At 70.7% G+C, this 16,896-nt stretch carries 20 protein-coding genes and 1 tRNA gene; 19 read left to right on the forward strand and 2 right to left on the reverse strand.

Annotated elements, in window-relative coordinates; all coding sequences use genetic code 11:
• Positions 1 to 154 precede the first annotated feature (154 nt).
• A complete protein-coding gene (locus ABT053_RS34565) occupies positions 155 to 1,387 on the forward strand; it encodes a hypothetical protein (protein WP_350974942.1) in 1,233 nt (410 codons plus the stop codon).
• Positions 1,380 to 1,724 carry a hypothetical protein gene (locus ABT053_RS34570; RefSeq protein WP_350974944.1) on the forward strand — a complete coding sequence of 115 codons (345 nt, stop codon included), beginning with the start codon at positions 1,380 to 1,382 and terminating at the stop codon, positions 1,722 to 1,724. The genes ABT053_RS34565 and ABT053_RS34570 overlap by 8 nt, the downstream gene beginning before the upstream one ends.
• Positions 1,725 to 2,011: 287 nt before the next feature.
• On the opposite strand, the gene ABT053_RS34575 is transcribed toward ABT053_RS34570, so the two are convergent.
• A tRNA-His gene (locus ABT053_RS34575) sits at positions 2,012 to 2,088 on the reverse strand.
• Between the two features lie 111 nt (positions 2,089 to 2,199).
• Positions 2,200 to 2,502, reverse strand: coding sequence for a hypothetical protein (locus ABT053_RS34580; protein ID WP_350974946.1), 303 nt, complete (start codon positions 2,500 to 2,502; stop codon positions 2,200 to 2,202).
• A 286-nt stretch (positions 2,503 to 2,788) separates the two neighbouring features.
• Here ABT053_RS34580 and ABT053_RS34585 point away from each other — a divergent pair, with 286 nt between their 5' ends.
• The 17 genes from ABT053_RS34585 to ABT053_RS34665 all read left to right on the forward strand — a co-directional run bounded on the left by ABT053_RS34585 (position 2,789) and on the right by ABT053_RS34665 (position 16,828).
• A complete protein-coding gene (locus tag ABT053_RS34585; RefSeq protein ID WP_350974948.1) occupies positions 2,789 to 3,061 on the forward strand; it encodes a hypothetical protein in 273 nt (90 codons plus the stop codon).
• Positions 3,062 to 3,065: 4 nt separating this feature from the next.
• A complete protein-coding gene (locus ABT053_RS34590) occupies positions 3,066 to 3,902 on the forward strand; it encodes a hypothetical protein (protein WP_350974949.1) in 837 nt (278 codons plus the stop codon).
• A 31-nt stretch (positions 3,903 to 3,933) separates the two neighbouring features.
• Entirely contained in the window at positions 3,934 to 4,458 is a 525-nt protein-coding gene (locus ABT053_RS34595; protein WP_350974950.1) for a hypothetical protein, read from the forward strand.
• A 100-nt stretch (positions 4,459 to 4,558) separates the two neighbouring features.
• On the forward strand, positions 4,559 to 4,858 hold the full coding sequence (locus ABT053_RS34600) for a hypothetical protein (RefSeq protein WP_350974952.1): 300 nt from the start codon (positions 4,559 to 4,561) through the stop codon (positions 4,856 to 4,858).
• Between the two features lie 245 nt (positions 4,859 to 5,103).
• On the forward strand, positions 5,104 to 5,502 hold the full coding sequence (locus tag ABT053_RS34605; RefSeq protein WP_350974954.1) for a hypothetical protein: 399 nt from the start codon (positions 5,104 to 5,106) through the stop codon (positions 5,500 to 5,502).
• On the forward strand, positions 5,495 to 6,025 hold the full coding sequence (locus ABT053_RS34610) for a hypothetical protein (protein ID WP_350974955.1): 531 nt from the start codon (positions 5,495 to 5,497) through the stop codon (positions 6,023 to 6,025). Before ABT053_RS34605 ends, ABT053_RS34610 begins: the two co-directional genes overlap by 8 nt.
• A complete protein-coding gene (locus tag ABT053_RS34615) occupies positions 6,022 to 6,750 on the forward strand; it encodes a hypothetical protein (RefSeq protein ID WP_350974957.1) in 729 nt (242 codons plus the stop codon). The genes ABT053_RS34610 and ABT053_RS34615 overlap by 4 nt, the downstream gene beginning before the upstream one ends.
• Entirely contained in the window at positions 6,743 to 7,333 is a 591-nt protein-coding gene (locus tag ABT053_RS34620) for a hypothetical protein (RefSeq protein ID WP_350974958.1), read from the forward strand. Before ABT053_RS34615 ends, ABT053_RS34620 begins: the two co-directional genes overlap by 8 nt.
• On the forward strand, positions 7,333 to 7,653 hold the full coding sequence (locus ABT053_RS34625; protein WP_350974959.1) for a hypothetical protein: 321 nt from the start codon (positions 7,333 to 7,335) through the stop codon (positions 7,651 to 7,653). Before ABT053_RS34620 ends, ABT053_RS34625 begins: the two co-directional genes overlap by 1 nt.
• Positions 7,646 to 9,079, forward strand: a complete 1,434-nt coding sequence (locus ABT053_RS34630; RefSeq protein ID WP_350974961.1) for an Eco57I restriction-modification methylase domain-containing protein — start codon at positions 7,646 to 7,648, stop codon at positions 9,077 to 9,079. Before ABT053_RS34625 ends, ABT053_RS34630 begins: the two co-directional genes overlap by 8 nt.
• Complete coding sequence (locus ABT053_RS34635; protein WP_350974962.1) at positions 9,076 to 9,645, forward strand: hypothetical protein; 570 nt, start codon at positions 9,076 to 9,078, stop codon at positions 9,643 to 9,645. The genes ABT053_RS34630 and ABT053_RS34635 overlap by 4 nt, the downstream gene beginning before the upstream one ends.
• A gap of 71 nt (positions 9,646 to 9,716) precedes the next feature.
• Positions 9,717 to 10,142 carry a RusA family crossover junction endodeoxyribonuclease gene (locus ABT053_RS34640; RefSeq protein ID WP_350974963.1) on the forward strand — a complete coding sequence of 142 codons (426 nt, stop codon included), beginning with the start codon at positions 9,717 to 9,719 and terminating at the stop codon, positions 10,140 to 10,142.
• Positions 10,143 to 10,268: 126 nt separating this feature from the next.
• Positions 10,269 to 11,582 carry a DNA-directed RNA polymerase subunit alpha C-terminal domain-containing protein gene (locus tag ABT053_RS34645; protein ID WP_350974964.1) on the forward strand — a complete coding sequence of 438 codons (1,314 nt, stop codon included), beginning with the start codon at positions 10,269 to 10,271 and terminating at the stop codon, positions 11,580 to 11,582.
• Positions 11,583 to 11,750: 168 nt separating this feature from the next.
• Positions 11,751 to 13,469, forward strand: coding sequence for a hypothetical protein (locus ABT053_RS34650; protein ID WP_350974965.1), 1,719 nt, complete (start codon positions 11,751 to 11,753; stop codon positions 13,467 to 13,469).
• A gap of 332 nt (positions 13,470 to 13,801) precedes the next feature.
• Positions 13,802 to 14,197 carry a hypothetical protein gene (locus ABT053_RS34655; RefSeq protein WP_350974967.1) on the forward strand — a complete coding sequence of 132 codons (396 nt, stop codon included), beginning with the start codon at positions 13,802 to 13,804 and terminating at the stop codon, positions 14,195 to 14,197.
• Between the two features lie 85 nt (positions 14,198 to 14,282).
• Positions 14,283 to 14,507 carry a hypothetical protein gene (locus ABT053_RS34660; protein ID WP_350974968.1) on the forward strand — a complete coding sequence of 75 codons (225 nt, stop codon included), beginning with the start codon at positions 14,283 to 14,285 and terminating at the stop codon, positions 14,505 to 14,507.
• A 17-nt stretch (positions 14,508 to 14,524) separates the two neighbouring features.
• Positions 14,525 to 16,828, forward strand: a complete 2,304-nt coding sequence (locus tag ABT053_RS34665) for a phage portal protein (RefSeq protein ID WP_350974970.1) — start codon at positions 14,525 to 14,527, stop codon at positions 16,826 to 16,828.
• The last annotated feature ends 68 nt before the right edge of the window (positions 16,829 to 16,896 follow it).

Below are 16,896 nucleotides of genomic sequence, written 5' to 3' on the forward strand. Positions count from 1 at the left end.
GGCCCCCGCGCCAAATGCTTGCCGGCTACCGGCGCGAGGACCTTCTTAGGTAGACATCCGGTCCGGCTCGTGTCGGCCGAGGCTTTTTCGTGCCGTGCCGGTGTCCAGAGGTCTGGGGACCATGGTAGACGATGGATTCCCGGGCGGGAAAGTCATGCCCGAAATCGGCGTGTCCCACCTTGCCCGGCTTACGACCGGACCCTCCGTCGTCGCGTCGACGTCGGCGGGGATGTACGACCGTCTCGACCCGGACACGGTGATCCCTGATCACCTGTCGCGGGCGCCGTCGCGGGCGTTTTGGCTGCGCGTCGTCGAGGAGCTCGACGACGCCGGTTCCCGGCGCGCGGACTGGTGGGCCCGCACCAGGGCGGTGGTGTGGCAGGTGGCCACGCGTACCGGCGCCGACCGGGTGACGTCCCCGCGCCTGGGCGCGACCTGGGCCGTGCTCGCCGAGACGTCCGGGGTATCTCGGTCCACGCTCGCCGATCGGCTGCGGTGGCTGCAGGCGCGCGGCCTCCTGGTCGTGCTCACCCCCGGCTCCACGGTGCGCTACCGGCGCGGCACCGCCTCCGGCCTGATCGACGACGGGCTCGGCAATCTCGCCGCCGAGTACATCCTGACGGTGCCCCTCGAGGCCTTCGCCGCCCTGGACGACGCCGACATCGCCGAGCTGTTCCCCATCGAGGAGGCCCCCCCTGCCGATGACTGGCGGGACGTGCCCTGGCCTGCGGAAACGCTGCCTGTGGATCTAACTCGGACCCCCACAAGCCTCTCCGGGGTTGCTCTGAGCGAAGAAAGTGACGCCTCCCCGGGCGCGGGCGCGCGTCGTACGCCCGCGATACCACGCCCGCAGTGGTCGGCCACCGCAACGCCCGGCACCAAAAAGGAAATGTTGCTCGCGTGCGAGCGGCTGCGGGCCGAGGACCCGATGCTGCGCAAGCTGTCGGCGCTGCGGCTCCGCTCGCTGCTGCGGCGCTTGTTCGGCGCCGGGGCGACGATCCGCGACGTGTGGCACGTCCTGAACCACCAGCCGGACGGGCGGGCCTGGACGGTCTCCCGCGACCTGTACTCGGTGCCCGGGTGGGTGCGGTGGAGGGTCCGAGCGTGGCTCGACAACGACGGCGCCCTGAAAGCGACGCTGCCGTCGTTGCGCAGCGCGGCCTGCGCCGCCGCACAGCTCGCTGAGCAGAAAGCCCGGCGTGCCGACTTCGCGGCCCGGTCCGCGAAGAGTCTGGGTGGCCCCATCCCGGCACAGCCCCGTCTGTCTCGGGCCGAGGCACTGGCACCGCTCACCCAGTCCGGGTCGATCACATCGGCAACCAACGACTACCTGGCAGCTCGGGCCACGATGGAGGCTCGTCTGGCGGAACGGAGAACCTGTGCCTGAGAATCCCCCTCCTCGGTTCAACAACGTCAGCGACGCCGCAGCTTGGGCGCGGTACCTGCTGGTAGCCAACTCGCCCAGGGCCGAGAAGATGATCCGGCACCGGCAGGCCGAAGCGCAGCGCAGAGCAGTCGGCCGCGATGCCGACCCTCTGCGGTGGCAGAAAGCCGACGCCGCGGCGCAGGCCTCCATCGAGAGCCAGCGGTTGTTGTCGGAAAGCGGAGTGCCGCCGGTTGAGGAAACCGTTGACGACGCTGAGCAGCAACGGCGCCTGTCGTTGGCGCGAGCTCGTACCCGTGCCCGGATGGAGCGAGCCAACCGCACCAGCGAGCCCGAATAGGGGTGTGCGACGTGCCGCCCTTTATGACGTAGATCACAGCAACTCCCAGTGCTGGGCGATGCTGGCAGCAACTGGTAGTTGGAATGCGCGGGCCCCGGGCCCCGCCAGTACGGCGGGAGCTCCCGGGGCCCACTTCCGGACGTCACCGCAGTGCGCCGGCAAGCACTCCCCTGGCCCCGTTGTATCCGCGGGTGGCCTTGAGCTACGCGAGTCGGCCAGACTCGCCAGGGGGCGTTCGCAGGAACGCGGGACGTCGGGCGGCCGGCCCAGCTGCCCCGCACCCACCGTCAGGGTGACCGGACTCGAACCGGCGACCTCCGGGCCCCACGGCCCGGCGCGCTAAGCCACGCTGCGCTACACCCCTTGGGAGCGCCCGTCTCTCCCCGGTTCGACGTTCCAGGCCTTCACGGCGCGGGTGACGTCCCCCGCGCTGCCAGGGTCCTGCTATCAGGCGATCTCATGCTAGCCGCTCCGGTCACCTGAGGCCTGGGGGGAAATTCGCGAGGGGAACGCCCGCCCGATAGGTCTGCAGGAGCCGCTCGTTGCGCTCGTTGAGGCGCTGCTCGGCCTCGGCGACCGTAGGGGTCCCGTACACGACGCTGCGGAGGATCCGCTCGCGCTGCTCGGGGGCGATCTCCTCGTCTTCGAGGATCACCTCCAGGCGGGTCATCAGGTCGCGGATCTGGTTGAGCTGCTGGAAGTACACGGGCTCGCGTCCGTACATCTCCGCCGCGCCGGTACGCCGCAGGTAGCTCTCCCATATCTGCCTAGCGCTCACGCCTGTCTCCCTCGGGGTGGTTGCCGGCTCGTCGGATCCCTATCGGACCACATCGCCGGGCCGCCGGGGAACCGCAGCGTCGGGCAGGCGCCCGGGCGGCGCTGGCGAGGCTCTGACCTGGGGATGCGACGTTAACTCTCCTTTGTGCTTGTCTCCGCCTCGGCTTCGTACCGCGCGGGCGGGCCCCGGGGATCCCGGGACGACGGCACGCGCAGAAAAAGCCACCCCCGTAGGCGTGCAAAGGATTGGAAATCGGTAAGCGTGCTATACCATAAGAAGTGCTTCGGTGAGGGACTGCGATCTCGCCGGCCGGTTTCCCGCCCCCAGGAAGGCCACTCCCATGACCCTCTTCAACCAGCAGCTCGGCCCCATCACGGCGAGCGCTCAGGAGTTTTTCGACCTCACCGTCGCCGAGCGGCTGATCGCCGCGGTGTGGACCCTGAAGCAGGAGGCCGGGCACGACTGCCCCGGCTGGAGGTTCGACGCGCGCGACCCGCGCATCATCTGCTCCTGCGGCACCCCCCTGTACGAGGTCACCGCCCCGGTGCTCGCCTCGTAGGCCCGTGAGCCGCGAACCGTGCTGGCTCAGCGACTGCTCCAGACCCCACCACGCGCGGGGCCTGTGCAGCCCCTGCTACCGCCGGTTCGCGGCCAACGGCATCCCGTTCCCCCGCCCCTCCCGGGCGGCCCCCGCCGCGGCCGCGCCGCCGAAGCGCTCCGGAGCGGCCGACCGCTACCGCCGGTTCCTGGAACTGGACGGCCTCGGCTGGAGCGCCCGACGCATCGCCACCGAGATGAACCTCTCGACCCGCACCATCAAGCGCTACCGGGCCGGAGCCCGCCAGAGCACCCCACCCAAGGAGGTGACAGTGACCGCGAAGCAGGACCCGATCCCCGGACTCGGCCTCGACCTGGCCGACGCCCGCCACCGCGACAACCTCGCCCGCCACCTGCTCAAAGTCGCCCTGCACCTGGCGTGCATGGTCCGCGACGAGGAGCCCGCCGCCGTCGCCGCCTACCTCTCCGAACTCCCCCAGGTCGAGCGCGACCACCTGCCGATCATCCTCGCCGCCCTGGTCGACGTCGACCGGACCGAGGAGGAGCTCCTGGCGTGGATCACCTGGGACGCCCACGGCCGCGCCCTGCCCGGAGCGCCGGCCACCCCGGCGCCGCCGACCGCCGAGCACGCCCGGCCCCGGCCGCTGCGCCCGATGAAGCCCGTCGAGGCCTGCCCCAGCCTGGCCGCCGCCAAGCGGCACCGCGAGCAGGGCGAGCCGCTGTGCGACGGCTGCCGCGAGACCGAGACCGCCTACAACCGCGCCTACGAGCGCAACCACCGCAAGCCCCGAAAGCCCCGCAAGAAGCAGCGCGCCCGCACCACGCGGGCCCGCACCACGTAGTCCCATCCCGATCTACCAGGAGACACACCGCATGAACCGCTCGTTCCTCGTCCGTATCGCCCTCGTCGGCGTGATGGTCCTCGGCCTCCTGGTGGCGTGCGCCGCCACCGAGGAGCAGCCCGCGTGCGCCGCGACCGCCGCCGGTCCCGGCCCCGGCGGACCTGGCCCCGGCTCCAGCTCCAACTCCGGCGGCAACCGCAGCACCAGCGGCGGCGGCGGTAGCACCGGCGGCGGCGGAGGTAAGCCGGCCCTCGTCACCTCCGTCCAGAAGCCCGCCAACAACGCCCCGCCCAAGACGACGTATCAGTCCAACCAGCAGGTGGCTCCGCCCAAGACCATCATCCAGCGCGACACGACCGGGCAGCGCAGCACCGCCCGGGAGCCGCGCCGCGTCTATCCGCCGCAGCCGACCCCCGCGTATCGCGGTGACCTGCGCTACTACGCTGGGTGGCCCGGCTACTACGTGGTCGGCACCTGGCCGATCGGCTATGCCGAGCACTACGGCTGCACGGTGACCGGCATCGAGTCTGCCCCCTTCACCCCGGACTTTCCTTAATCGTAAGGAAGGTATACCTTTGGTTGCGTGAGCGAGGGGGAGCGATCCTCTCGCCCCGGCCGCCCCAACAAGCCCGCCAATGAGCTCCGGAGCGTTCCCCATGGCCCTTGCCTCTTATCTGCACCCCGCCCAGTCCGAAGTCCAGCAGGTCGTCACCCGCATCCAGAACGACCCGGACCTGAGCCTGATGGACGACCCCGAAGACCTGGCCCCCGTGGTCACCGCGATCATGCGCCGCTACACCCTCACCCCGCGAAGCGACGGCGTGAAGCACTCTCCGGCCTCTCCCCCCTCGCCCGAAAAGGCCTTCACGCTCGTTCCCCGCAGCTGGTTCGGATGGTTCATCGTCTCCTGCCTTGGCTGGCTCCTCATCCGGATCATCCACGACATCCTCACCTGACACCGCCCCGGCGGCGGGCCGCCCAGCCCGCCGCCAGCACCTTCCCTCTCCCGTCCCGAAAGGCCTCCCCCGTGTTCTTCCCCCGCGGCTGGATCGCGTGGTTCCTCTTCGTCACCGTCCTCGCCCTGGCCGCCCTCGGGGTCCTCGGCTGGGGGTTCATCGCGATCGTCAACCACGTCACCGGCTGACACCCTGGCCCGCCCGCCGCCGGCCTCCTCCCCCTCCCGCCCTGAGGAGAGATCACCTTGGACCAGCCCCCCGCACACGACACCCCCGACGAGCCCCCCGTCACCCACCTCGCAACCCTCCAGTTCGCCAACGGCGGCCTGTTCGACTCCATCCCGGTCGGCAACGTCTGCCTGGTGCGCCGCACCCGCCAGGGCACGCCCGGCCCCACCCTGTGCGACATCGACCGCTTCGACGACGCGACGCCCGGGTGGAGCGTCGGCGGCGGCTGCCACGCCCCCGGCATGGTCCACACCCCGTGCCCGGGATGCCTCGACGTCGCCCGCCAGGACTACCCCGGCCTGCCCGTGGCCGGGTTCCTGCCGCTGGCCGAGCCGTTCGCCGAAGCCCTCGGCGTGACGGCCTACGGCCACAGCAACAGCGTCCCGACCACCAAGGAGGTCACCGCCGATGCGTGACTCGTACATCTATCCCGACAAGCACGGCACCCGCCTGGCCATCGAGGAGACCACCCTCGGCGATGCACTGCTGACCTTGAGCAGAGACGGCGAGCACCCCGCGTCCGTGAGCGTCATCGTGCCCGCCCGGGACGCGGTGACCGTGGCCGACGAGATCCTCAAGGCCTCCGGCGCCCCGCGGTACATCCTCCTGCCCCGGCCGGACGCCGAGGTCGCCGACCGGGTCAACACCGCCTTTGGCGTGCTGAAGGCCGAGGGCGGCAAGGTCGTCCACGAGTGCGGCAACTGCGGAGAGCCCTCCGGCGACGCCGTCGACCCCGAGACCGCCCGGCAGATCGCCGCCGCGCTCGCCCTCGTGTCCATGCACGCCGAGGCCAACCCCGAGCCGGAGTTCGCCCTCGCGCTGCACTTCCACGCCGAGCTGTGCAGGGGCTCCCACATCGGAGTGCGGGCCTGCGGCTGCCTGGTCTACGCCCGCCTCGCCATCGCCGCCCTCACCGAGAACAAGGACCTGATCCGATGAGCACCGAGCACACCACCGAGACCGTCGCCGCTGTCATCGCCAACCACGACGGCGCATACGACTACAGCGCCGACGTGTGGGTATCGGCCCGCAGGATCGGCGACACGGTCGAGATCGGCCTCCGCCCGGCCGTCAAGGGCGAGACGACCCCGTTCCGGGTGCACGTCTTCCCCGTCACCCCCGAGCCGCCAGTGGCCACCGACCCGGTCGACCTCGACCCCACGATCGCCCGCGAGCTCGCCTACGCCGAAGTCGGACAGACCCGCGAGGGCTGGACGGTCATCGAGCGCCAGGACACCGGCCAGCCCCAGGGAGAGTTCCGCTACTGGCTGGTCATCAGCAACGAGGCGGGCCAGCACTTCGGCGCCATGTACGGCCAGATCCGGGCCGGGTACCACAGCGCCAAGCTGTGGGAGTACCGCGTCCCCACCCGTTTCGACCCGGTGGTTCGCCACACGAAGGTCGTCCAGGTCGACTCGTGGCTCACCCGCCCCGAGCTGATCAAGATTCACACCTGGGATGAGCTGGTCTTCGGCGGGTTCATCTGCACGTTCTGCACCCCTCCCGAGGGTGACCCGGACACCACCGTCATGTGGCCGTGCCCGCCGCTACGCCTGGCGGGCATGACCGACAAGGAGGCCATCGACCTCATCGTCGCGCACCGCGCGGCCATCGAGGAGCAGGCCCGCCGCGCCGCTCAGAAAGAGGCGAAGGCCGATGACTGAGCCCCTGTCCGGCGACCGGCTCGCCGAGATCGAAGCCCGCGATGAGGCGGCCACGGACGGTCTGTGGCAGCACGACGGCCCGTACTGCTGCCCGTTCGACACGAGCGCCACCCCGCACATGACCGGTGTGATCACCGCAGGCGAGGAGCGTACGCCCGTGCTGGTCCCGGCCTGCAGCAACCCGCGCGGCGAGCAGGACCTGGCCGCCGCTGTGCACGCCCGTCGAGACGTGCGGGACCTGCTGGCCGAGGTGAAGCGACTCACCCGCGAGCTCGCCGACCTCCAGGGTCAGAACGCCCAGACCGAAGCGAACTTCGAGGTCTACGTCGAGGACGCGATCTCCCGGGAGAAGGAGATGCGCGCCGAGGAGCGGGCCCGCTGCGTCGCCGAGCTCCGCACCTACTCGGCCGAGGAGATGGACCCCGCCGTGGTCCAGTACGGCGCCGGCAACGAGGGCGCGCTCGCCACCATCGCTTACGCCGCCACGATGGCGAAGGCCGCGCGGCTCCTGGAGACCGGAGAGCTGCGCGCGGCCGCCGACGCTGATGTTCGTCTGGTCGACAGCCCGAACGGTGGTGGGTGATGACGCTCACCTCCCCCACCCAGCTCGCCGGAATCCGGAAGCGTGTCGCCGAGACGGCGAAGACCTGCGCGCTCACGGGCGGCCAGCCCAGCCAGATGGCCGAAGACCAGGAGCAGCTCCTGGCCGACGTCGACCAGCTCCGCGCCATCCTGGAGCGGCTCATCCCCTCCGCCCACGACACCGACTCCTCGGCCTGCCGGGAGCGTGCCGCCCGCCAGGAGCGGCTCAGCCCCTGCCAGCAGAGCGAGGCGGAGTACGACGACGAATGCCCGGCGTGTGAAGCGCTGACCGTCTTGGACCCGAGGGTGCGTCGTGGCTGAACGGCGCCCGGGAGGCGGGAACGACCGCGAGAAGTACACGGCCGCGGTGGGTGCCGTTCTCTCTGCTGGCCTGCTCAAAGACGCCCAGGCCGTCACCGCGAACCTGGCCCGCAACATCGGCGAGCAGGCCGCCGTCTGCCTCGTCCACACCGGCGCGCTCCTCCAGCACGCCGCCGGGGCCGGCCTCATCGCGCCCGCCGGCGACCTGGCGGCCGACGCCGAGCAGCTCGCCAGCCTCCACCCCGGCCTCGCCTCGCTCGTCGACCCTGCGGTCAATCCCGCGCTCCACACCGACACCGCGGCGATCGGCGACCTGTGGGCCCGCTACGACGTCACCGACCGCCCCTACCGGCCTGATGGCTACCTGATCGGCGACCTCTACCAGCAGCTCAGCGTCGAAGCCAGAAAAGGCCGGGCGCTCTGCCAGACCCCGCAGTTCGTCACCGAACTGCTGCTCGACATCAGCTTCGACCACGCCTACCGCGAGCACGGCCCCCACATCCGCATGATCGACCCCACGTGCGGCACCGGCCACATCCTGGTCGAGTCCCTCGTGCGCGCCAGCTCACTGCAGCAGTTCGGGTTCGGCCGCGCCCAGGCGCCGGCCCTGCCCGTACGCACCGAGCCCTTGGCGCGAATCACCGCCGCCCTGGCGACGGTCCACGGCGTCGACCTCGACCCGTACGCCGCCCTCATCGCCCGGTACCGGCTCCTCGTCATGGCCCGCGCCATGCTGCGCGCGCACCGCTACGAGCCGTCCCCCGCGGACCTGGCGGGCCTGCCGCTGAACGTCGCCGCCGCCGACTCGCTCCTGGCCGTCGACGAGCCGCTACTGGAGCGCGGCACCTACCACGCGGTGATCGCCAACCCGCCGTACATCACGGTGAAGGACGCCGCCGTCAACGCCGCCATCCGGGCCCGCTACCGGGAGGTGTGCAACGGCAAGTACTCCCTGGCCCTGCCGTGCCACGCCCTCATGAACGATCTCCTCGTGCCCGGCGGCTGGTGCGCTCAACTCACCGCCAGCTCCTTCATGAAGAGGGAGTTCGGCAGGGCGTACGTCGAGGACTACCTGACCCAGTACGACCTGCGCTGGGTCATCGACACCTCGGGGGCGTACATCCCCGGGCACGGCACCCCCACCGTCATCCTCGTCAACCGCAACCAGGCTCCGACCAGCGACACCGTCCACACCATCCTGGGCAACAGGGGCGAGCCCCGCCAGCCCGAAGACCCCGCCCGCGGCCTCGTCTGGCAAGCCATCGCCGAGAGCGTCCGCAGCCGGGAAGCCCAGGCCCGGTTCGAGCAAGCCCTGGATGCGCTCCGCCCCGCCGCCGAGCCGCCCGCGCCCGCCGCCCCGGCGCCCGCCGCGCCCCGCGCCTACACCCAGCCCACCCTCTTCGACCTCACGGAGCGAGCAGCATGAGCGACCGCGAGAAGTACCAGGAGGCGCTGCGCAAGCAGCAGGAGGCCGGCGAGCTGTCCCCCACGCCGATCCCCTGGCGGATCACCACGGCGCTGGACGCGCGCAAGCTGTACGGCCCCGAGGTCGACCGCGCCCTCGGCGGCGAGGAGCCCATGGTCGACCAGTGGGAGAGCGGCGAGCTGGTCCCCACCCCCGAGCAGATCGTCAAGCTGGCCCGGCTCACCGGCTGGCCGGTCGGGTTCTTCTACCGGCCGCTGGTGGCCCACGAGCGCATGACCGCGACCGTGTGCCGCCGCACCGGGCCGCGCAGCACACGGTGCCAGCGGGTCACGCTCGGCCCGCCCGAGCCGGTCGCGCCGGTCATCCCCATCGCCCAGCAGCCCCGCCCGCAGACGCCCGCCCTGCTCTCGCTGCGGCCCGCGTACTGGCGCTGCCTCATCCCCGGGTGCCGGACCCGCGGCCGCCCCCAACCGGCGCCGACCGGGCCCGCCGCCGGAGCCACGTTCGCCAGCCACTACCAGGACTTCCACCAGGCGGCCGAGCAGAACGCCGCCGCCCCCTCCTGACCGCTCGCGGGCGGTGCGGATCCTCCCCGCCGCCCGCGAGCTCCAACCCGTTTTCTGGAAGGACACGCCGCGTGGACGATGTGGCCTGGGTGCACACCCTCGTTTTCCCGCCGGGCCTGGAGACCATGAACTCCAACCACCGGCGTAACCGCTACGAGGCCAACCGGCTGACGCAGATGTGGAAGGGGACGGCGATCACGCTGGCGCGGGCGGCGCGGATCCCCCGGCTGGAGCGGACGTTCGTCGTGTCGGAGTTCCGGCCTCCACGCCAGGGGACACGCGACGCGGCGAACCTGTATCCCACGGTCAAGGCCTGCCTGGATGGGATAGTGGTGGCCGGAGTGCTGGCCGACGACAGCCAGACCTACGTGCAGGGGCCGTTCCCGAAGCTCGGTCTGGTCTTCAAGGACCGCGTCAGGGACCCGCTCAAGCGAGGGCAGATGTTGATCCACCTGCATCCGTGGCGTGACGACATGACACACGTCACACCCCTCTAAGTGACACATCGTTTCCGTAATTAGTAAGTGACGTATACCATGAGGCGGGGAGCGCGGGGTCGCGTCCCCCGCCTCGCCCCGTTTATACGGGAGGATCACCACAGCCCCAGGAACCGAAGGACCGCCATGACCACCGCCAAGACCACCAAGCAAGTCGTCGACCAGATCGCCGCGGCGCACAAAGCCGTCAAGGACGCCCGCGACAAGCACGCCCAGGCCGCCCACCAGCGCAACCTCGCCGGCCTTGTCCTCGTGCGCCGGCACAAGCACAAGCCCACCCACGTCTACCAGAGCATGGGCGTCTCCAAGACCATGTGGGACCAGCGCATCGTCCCCCGCGCGCCCGTCGACGACAAGCTCCCCAAGTGGTCGGAGAAGCAGGCGAGACAGATCATCGCCACCAAGGTCAAAGAGATCCTCGCCCTCTCCGCCGACGAGGCCGAGGCCGCCAAGAAGCGCATCGCCGGCGTCCACGCCCTCAGCAGCGGCAAGATCGACAAGGTCCGGTGGATCAACTCCCAGATCGCGGCCAGCACCGGACTGACCAAGACGCAGGTCGGCGACGACCTCAAGGCCGACCCGCCAGCGGAAGTGCCTCACATGGAAGCCCGCCGCGACGAAGAGGAGACCACCGGGCAGTGGGTGCCGTTGCCGGCCATGGCCGAGCGGCTCGGTACCCCGCTCGAGCGGCTGGTCGCCGCCCTGGAGGAGGCGCGCGCCCTCGGCGAGTCTGTCCCCGCCTCCGGCCGGGGCCGCGGGCGCCTGCTGGTGATCGACGCCGAAGAGACGACCACCTGGTGGGTCGAGGGCAAGTTCGGGTGGTGGACCACGCGCGACTTGGCCGTCGAGCTCCCCGGCGCGACCTACGACAAGGTCCGCGGCCGCCTGCGCACCGCCAAGGCCAACGGCACCGAGCCCGAGCGCGCGCTGGTGCACGGCGTCACCCGCTACGAGCCCGACGCCGCGCGGACCTGGTGGGCCGACAGCGAGACCAACCTCGGCCGCCGCGCCACCGAAGGGCCCGACCAGCGAGGCCTGACCATCACCCAGCTCGCCGACAAGCTGACCGAGCTCACGCACACCGCGGTGAGCCGCGACCAGGTCAAGCAGCGGCTGCGCGCGGCCCGCGCCAAGGACGCCGAGCCCAAGCACACGGTCAACGAGGCCGGGCACCGCCTGTACGACTGGACCGCGATCCTGAAGTTCTGGCAGGGGTTGACCCCGATCGCGCAGGCCGACCCCGGCCAGGAGGGATCCGACCTCTTCCTGTCGCCGCGGACCTTCAACTCCCTGACCCGGGCGGACATCCACACGATGGAGCAGCTCGCCGCACTGACCGAGGAGCAGCTGCTCGACATCAAGAACCTGGGCCCGGCCCAGATCGTCGAGATCAAGCAGGCGCTGGCGAACAAGGGACTCCTCCTCGCCTCCGGCGGCTAAGCCAGCCAAGACCTTCAGCGACAGAGCCCCGGGTGGACCTTAACCGCCCGGGGCTCAACCATGTCCGGCCGTGCTCACCAGCGACGTCCGACCCGCGCGCCACCCCGGTGTCTACGCTCGCACCTTCACCCCCGCCACTACGGCGGTGCGTCGGCACGGCGAGCGCCCATGACGCTGCTGGTCACGCCCACGGCGATCGCCGAGCCGGGCGACAATCACTCCAAGCTCGCCAAGCACATGTTCGACGAGCTGATGAGTTTGCCGCCCGAGGACCGGCGGCCCATCCTCGAAGACCTCGCCGAGGAAGAGGCGCGGCAGGTCTACGCCGCCGCCTACCGGGTGGCCGGCACGTCCTTCGCGCTGTGGGTGGACGACCCGGTCGGATTCTGCCAGCAGATCCTCGGCTCCTCGGCGTGGTCGGTGCCGCGCCAGTTCATGACCGCGCTGACCGAGCACAAGCAGGTCGCCGTCCCGTCCTGCTTCGGATCCTCGAAGACCTTCTCCTGCGGGCAGATGGTCCTGTGGTTCTCCCTGGTCAACCCGGTCGGCTCCACCACCGTGGTGACGCTCGCCCCGCTGTGGCGCCAGGTCTCGCGCCAGCTGTGGCCTGAGGTCCGCGGCGCCCACACCCGCGCCGGCATGCCCGGCATCGTCGACACCGCGCAGTACAAGCTCCCCAACGCCGCCGGGGTCGAGACCGTGGTGGCGTACGGCATCGCGGCCGCGCCGTACAACGAAGCGGCGGTCCAGGGTATCCACGCCGCCCAGCTGCTCCTGGTGGTCGAGGAGGCCGGCGGGATCGCCCACACGATCGGGGACAACCTCGCGGGTCTGATGGTCGGTGACGGCGCGCGGATGATCTGCATCGGCAACCCGCCGACCGATGAGCAGGGGTCGTGGTTCGAGAAGTACTGCGAAGACCCCGACGTCCACACCATCCCCATCAGCGCGTACTCCACCCCGAACCTGACCGGTGAGCAGTTCGGCGAGTGCGGCAGCTGCCCCGGAGGCGGCCACTCCCCGGCCAAGCACATGGTCGACCGCACATGGATCGAGCGCACCACCCGCATCCACGGCCCGAAGAGCAACTACGTCAGAGCCAAGATCCACGCCAAGTTCCCCAAGGGGGTCGCCAACGCGACGATCCCCGCGGACTGGGTGGTGGCCGCCCGCACCCAGGACGAGCCCGAGGTCGGCGTCCGCCTGTGCGACCTCGGCCTGCCCGACGAGACCGACGAGTGGAAGGTCCAGCACGGCGACTGGGTGCGGCTCGGCGTGGACGTCGCCGCGGCCGGCGGCGACGAGATGGTCATCGCGCGGATCGTCGGTGATCTGTGGACCGTCGAACACACCAGCTCCGGGCCGGAGAACGCCGACCCCGTCCAGGTGGCCGGGCAGATCCTGACGCAGATCCGCCGCGCCCAGGCGCTGCGCGGGGCGCTCGGCACCTACGAGCCAGTCCGTGTCAAGATCGACGGCATCGGGCTCGGCTGGGGTGTGGCCGGTCTGCTCGCCGCGTGGGGGCGCGAGGACCACCACCAGGCGGAGATCGTGTCGGTCATCGTGTCGGAATCCCCCGAGGGAGAGCCGGACGAGGCGACGCTGCGGCCCATGCTCAAACGGGACGAGATGTGGCTGGGCGGTAGAACCCTGGTGCAGCCCGATCAATACGGGGTGACGTCCGCGCGCCTGCGGGTGGACGACATGACGGCCGCGCAGTTGTCGGCGCCGAAATTGTCGACCAGCGCGCGGGGCGGTTATTCGGTCGTCGAGTCGAAGAAGGACATGAAGAAGAGGGGTTTGCACTCCCCCGACCGGGCAGAGGCTCTGCTTCTGGCCCCGTACGAGCCTGGTGGCGACGAGGACGAGGTGCGGATGCTCGCCTGAGGGCGACGGGCAACCGCGACGCACGAGGGACAATTTCGGTTCACGCCCGTATCGGATTGTTACTTTGGATGTTTTAGGCCGGTTGCAATACCGGGACCGCGTGCCGCCTTTACGCGTTTCGCATGGATTACTAACTTGATGTGCGGTCCCAAAACAGCTTTTGAACCTGCCTTTGTCCTGAATTTCCCAACGACCGTGTGCCCTATTGCACGCCCCGTCTTGCTGGGCCTGCCGTCCGAGGTTCCCCCTGCCTCTCCCCCCGGAGGGAACCTCCCCCACGACGGGCCCTCCCCTCGGGTACACGATCGCGACCCTTTGGGAGTGATACCTACATGTCTGCTCCGCTCGGTCACACCTGGGGGGTCGCGCTCACCATCGAGCCGATTTCACCGGAGATGATGCGGACCTTTGCCCAGAACCAGTACTTCAACCTGCCCGGCGACCTGGAGAGCATGCCCGACTACGACCAGGGCGGCCTGGTCCTCGACATCCTCGACCGGTTCTGTACACGCTGCCGACGAAGCTACGACGACGTGATGTTCGACCCATGTGCGGCCGACACCACGCAGGGGGAGCACCTGCGCGGGGGGATGAAGGATCGAGAAGCGCGCATCAAGGCGAAGCCGGAGCAGATGCCCGCCGCGGTGCTCGCTCGACAGGCGGCAGCCCGCCGCGAGCGTGAGGTGCCCGCCCTGATGCAGGCCTCTCGCCTGTCCGGCCTGTCGTAGGCCGCCAAGACGTTAACTCGACGGGCCCCTACCGTGCGCAGGAGCCAGCCCCCTCAGAGGGCTGGACGGCATGGAGGGGCCTGCGGTGTATTACGACCCGGATCAGCACGACCGGCGCGACCCGGACCAGAACCCGGACCAGGAGCGGCTGCGCGTCCTGCGGGACGTCGCCGGCCTGGTGCTGCTCGCCCTCGGCGCCATCCTCACCGTGATCGGCGCGGTGCTGTGGCTGCCTCCCGCCGCCCTCGTCGCCCTCGGCGTCGTCCTGCTGGCCGCCGGGTGGGTCACTTCCACCGGCCGTAACAACTGAGCCGGGAGGAACCGACGTTGCCGCGTTCATTCCTTCCCGGGCTGCTGGGCCGCTCCGCTCCTCCGCCCATGGAGACCAAGCAGTACTTCCGCACCGACAGCGCGGCCGCGCTGAACGGGCTGTCGCTGGCCGCCCGCCGGGCCTGGCCCGTCGACCGCGCCGTCGCCGAAGGCCTTGAGCGCACGGTGTGGGTCTACAAGTGTGTCGACGCGATCGCCACCCACGGCTCGTCGCTGCTGTACGAGCTGCTCGACGATGAGGAGATCGTCGAGGGGCACCCTCTGCCGGACCTGCTCAACGAGGGCCAGGCCAACCAGCTGGAGACCGGACATGAGTTCCGCTACCGGCTGGTCTCGCAGATCCTCCTGTCGCCGCCGGGCAGTTTCGCGGAGATCACCTACAACAACGGCGGCGACCCGATCCGGCTGGACCTGCTGCCGCCGGGCCGCACCAGGCCCGTCCCGGGCAAGGACGGTGTCCTGCTCAGCCACTTCGAGACCTCCGCGCCGGACGGCACCCGCAACGTGGTCCCGGCCGAGCGGGTCCGCTGGTTCCGCAAGCCGCACCCGACCGACCCCTACATGGGCATCACCCCGCTGCAAGCCGCCGGGTTGTCCGTCGACCTGGACTTCCTGAGCAGGCTATATAACGTCTCTTTCATCCGGAATGATGCGAGACCTTCCGGCGTTTTGGGTGTCGAGGGCAAGCTGTCGCAGCCCGAGGCCGACCGCATCGAGAACCGGTTCGCCCGCGGCCCCCTGGAAGCCGGGAAGCTGAGCGTCATCAACGGCAAGCTCACCTTCCACGACCTGGCCGCCCGCCCCCGCGACATGGCGTACGGGGAGATGGCGGCCCGCGCCAAGGAAGAGGTCTTGGCGGCGTTCGGCGTCGGCGAGTCGGTGCTCGGCAACAGCTCCGGCCGGACGTGGGACAACGCCGAGCAGGAGCTGTTCACGTTCTGGACCATCACCATGTTGCCGCTGCTCAAGATGATCGCCGCGGTCTTCAACCGCGACAGCCCCGAAGGCATCAAGGGCCGGTTCAACACCGACGAGGTGGAGGTGCTGCGCCGCCCTGAGGCGCTCCGCCGCGCCGAGGCACGCGAGGAGTTCGGCGCCGGTCTGATCTCCCCGAAGGAGTACCGGGCCATGGCCGGATACGAGGAGGTGGACCTGCCGCACATCCGGGCCCTCTACATCGCCCAGGGCAAGACCCCGACCCCCACGACCGAGGAAGACGCGATCGCGCTCGGTATGGGTCCCCCCGAGAGTGCGGCGCCACCGGCCGAGGACGCGGGCGCCGTGGCCGGGCAGCCGGGAGAGATCCCCCCGGCTGACTCCGCCGCGCAGGACCCCGCCAACACCACCGGCGACGTTGGCGACACCGCTGAGGCTCCGGCGACGTTCGACGCGGCCGACCCCGCCACCGAGCAAGCTCTCGCCACCCTGCAGAGCGCCATCGACGACGAGCCCGACGACGAGGAAGAAGAAGAGGAGGAGGAGCCGGTCCGCCAGACCAAGGCTCTCCTGCCCAACCCCGACCCGGCCGTCGACGCCGACGCCGACGAGCGCGCCCAGGAGGACAAGCTCCAGGCCGCCCTCACCCAACTCGTACGCCGCCTGGTCGAGCGAACCGCCGCGCGGGCCGCCAGCCCGAAGGTGCGCAAGGGCACCCGCCACTTCCAGCCCGAATACTCCGCCGACACCCGCGTCGGTGACGCCCCGCTGGACGTCACCCGCATCATCGACCCGCAACAGTGGCACAAGGACGCCGCCGCGGCGCTGTCTCCGCTACTGGTCGGCGCGGCGACCGCAGCCGCGGCCGAGTTCGCCGCGGCCCTCCCGCACACCCCCGGCCTGGACGTGGTGGCCCCGGCCATCATCGTCGCCCGCACCACCAGGATGTGGCTCGCCGACCAGATCGCCGAGGCCGCCACCCGGATCAGCGACCTCATCCGCTCCGCCGACCAGGAAGGGCGGGACATGACCGACATCGTGGCCGAGATCCGCCTGCAGCTGCCCGGCCTCGAAACCTGGGGCGAGCGCACCGCGGTGCGGACCCTCACCCACCTGATCCACGCCACCCAAGCCGCCGTCGCGCAGCTGATCGCCGGGCCGGACGGCCTCGTCTCGGCCACCTGGGGGACGCGCGGCGACTCCTCCACCCGGTCAACGCACCGGGCGGCGGACGGGCAGACACGCCTCGCCGGCGACCTGTTCGAAATCGGGGAGGCCCACCTTCGCTGGCCCGGCGACCTCGACGGCCCGCCCATCGAAACTTACGGCTGCCGGTGCCGGGTCCGCTGGATGATCTCCCTGTGAGCGAGGCCAGACCAATGCGACGTTAACCAGCGAAACTGCCACCCTGCACCCCGCAAAAGGGCACCGCG

It is taken from the genome of Streptosporangium sp. NPDC002524 (assembly GCF_040295985.1).
Taxonomy (GTDB): Bacteria; Actinomycetota; Actinomycetes; order Streptosporangiales; family Streptosporangiaceae; genus Streptosporangium.